Source organism: Paraburkholderia sp. SIMBA_027, assembly GCF_046535315.1.
Taxonomy (GTDB): domain Bacteria; phylum Pseudomonadota; class Gammaproteobacteria; order Burkholderiales; family Burkholderiaceae; genus Paraburkholderia; species Paraburkholderia tropica.
Genome location: NZ_JAWRWY010000777.1, coordinates 1 through 265 on the forward strand (window position 1 = coordinate 1; position 265 = coordinate 265).

Annotated in this window: 1 protein-coding gene; it reads right to left on the reverse strand. The window is 67.9% G+C overall.

The genetic code is table 11. The features are described 5' to 3' along the window. Positions 1-265 (reverse strand): hypothetical protein (locus SB764_RS41170; RefSeq protein ID WP_410866921.1); only part of this gene is annotated, 265 nt, incomplete at both ends.

The window sequence follows — 265 nt, forward strand, 5'->3', positions numbered from 1 at the left end:
GGCGGTCGAGGCCGCTTTCGGCGTAACGCTGGTAGAAGAACGGCACCGAGGTCCAGCCCGTCTCCTCGAAGACGCCAGGCTGCACCGAGGCGACGTTGCCCGCCAGGATGTCGCCCGAAGGGCCGGCGATGATGTAGAGATTGGCGCCCGGCTGGCGCGACCTACGCTCCATCGAGCGCAGCAGCGCGTTGATGCCGCCAGTGTCGTAAGCGCGCTTGACCTGATCGACCTCCTGCTGCACCGCCTCGCGGATCTGGCCCGTCAG